2 protein-coding genes and 2 pseudogenes are annotated in these 1,865 nt (G+C 55.1%); 2 read left to right on the forward strand and 2 right to left on the reverse strand.

The window, feature by feature from the left end; translation table 11 throughout:
- Positions 1-232, forward strand: a pseudogene (locus tag ACOSYY_RS12380) (hypothetical protein); the annotation flags it as partial.
- 39 nt (positions 233-271) lie between these two features.
- Here the strand turns inward: ACOSYY_RS12380 and ACOSYY_RS12385 are convergent.
- Together ACOSYY_RS12385 and ACOSYY_RS12390 are read right to left on the reverse strand one after the other, a co-directional pair.
- Positions 272-733: a methyltransferase family protein gene (locus ACOSYY_RS12385; protein WP_421662744.1), complete on the reverse strand. Its 462-nt coding sequence runs from the start codon at positions 731-733 to the stop codon at positions 272-274.
- A 27-nt stretch (positions 734-760) separates the two neighbouring features.
- On the reverse strand, positions 761-1,180 hold the full coding sequence (locus tag ACOSYY_RS12390; protein ID WP_421662746.1) for a surface-adhesin E family protein: 420 nt from the start codon (positions 1,178-1,180) through the stop codon (positions 761-763).
- A 378-nt stretch (positions 1,181-1,558) separates the two neighbouring features.
- Here ACOSYY_RS12390 and ACOSYY_RS12395 point away from each other — a divergent pair.
- Positions 1,559-1,865 (forward strand): annotated as a pseudogene (locus ACOSYY_RS12395) (hypothetical protein); the annotation flags it as partial.

Consider the following 1,865-nt stretch of genomic DNA (forward strand, 5'->3'; position numbering starts at 1 on the left):
GGATCAGGTTCAAGTCGTCAACGTTCAATTCGGTGCGGAACCGGAGGAGGTGCAGAGTACGACAGCAGAAGCCACGGCGGAAGGTCCCCCGTTTTCCGTGAGTGATGAGGAGGTCCACCGGCACTACGCCACGACGTATGATCTCGCGCTTCTGTCCAGCACTGAGGTTGCAGGCGGATTGAAGGGAAAAGGACCAGCCAAAGAGAATATCTGGCTCCTGAAAAGAAAGTGAGCTGATGTGGTCGTTCGCAGGAAGGCTGAGCATTGAGCCTCATAACCATCGATGAACCGAACGCTTGTACTGTGCAAATGTCTCGGAGAATTTGGTGCCCAAGACGCGTTCCTCGGGAATGATTTGAAAGCGATTCATGTACCACACGAAGAGCGGGAGGCATGCAAAGGCCAGTAGGTTAGAGCGATCAATCGCCCACCCAACAAGAACCAGGAGAAAGCCCAGGTACATCGGGTTACGGGTGAAGCGGTAGATGCCCGAGGTGACGATCGTCGTCGTCGCTTCCGGTGTAAGTGGATTGACAGTGGTTTTCATTCGGTGAAACGTCAAGACGCCGGCCAGCACGATCGCTGATCCTACAGCATAAAAAATGAGGGCGAACGTCGAGCGCCATGGCAGTGCGATGGTGAACGTGGAATAGGTAGAGGCGAGCCACATCAGCGCGCCGAACACGAATACGAGCGCAAGCGGCGGGACTTTTAGTTCCAGTGCATTGAACATGCGAGTCGGGTACGGGTACGAGCGAGCTCAACCGGAGGTTGCGGTTGCGGCACAGGCCACTTCCCACAGCGCCTGGTTGATACTGTCCGGTTCCACGGGTAACCCAGAGCCTTCCTCGATCAATGCCGCATTTCGAGTACCGGTGCCCATGTGCTGATAGAATTCCGTAGACGCCAATAGCCGAACCCTGTTGAGCGCGCAGTCAAACTCCTTGTGTGTCTTCGTCGATAAAAACCGGTGAGGGCCCATCATGAACGCCCCAAACGGTGCATTTCCCTGCATCCACTTATAGTCCGTCAGCTGCCACAGCGTCACGAGATCGCCGTCTCGGCGAATCGTCTTGGGATCGTAGTACACCATTTCCCGTGATGGGGATTGATACACGCTATCGATGGCTGTCCATGTTTCCCCAGGCAGTACCTCGCCATATTCTCGGGATTGGCGCACCTGATAGCCTGGGCCCCCACAGGATGCAAGGAAGAGAAGGATGACGCAGGAAAAAAGACATATAGCGGTAGCCTTGGGCATCAATGCCTCGCCGGATAACTCATTCTAACAAAGCGTGAACAGAAAGATGCAATGACTGTTCACTGGGTGGTTGTTATTAGCCGATCGGATGCTTACCGCATGTGTGGATCCTTATGGATATTGGGAAGCGGGGCCGGCCTTGTTCACGAATTCCGAGTTGTCTTTCAGTTTGGTGCTTCACCCGTAGTCTTGAAACGACTTCATCAATTTCTTAGAATCAATTGAAGCCTCGTCATCCGACATTCTGTCAGCCACAAGGCCGCGCAATGTTGCCACCGTCTCAGGAAGGAACACGGTATGACAAGACGCCCGGGAGCCGGTGAAACAGGCGGAGATGGTGCCCAGCCTGAAGTTGAAGATACATCGCTTCTGAATCGGCGGAGCCTCCTCGCGGGAACGGCCGGTTTGGTCGGCTCGATGATCATGGGATCGATGCGATCATCCGCCGACGCGACTACCGAGGGATCCCCATACGACCCCACAAGAGTGCCTGGTCAATCGCCCACGCCGTATGGACAGCGTTCGACCTTTGAAACAGCCGTTCGTGTCTCCCGGTCTTCATGGGCCTCGCTGACACCCCTTCAAGAGTCCCATGGCATCCTGA

The sequence above is a fragment of the Nitrospira sp. BLG_2 genome, assembly GCF_049222245.1.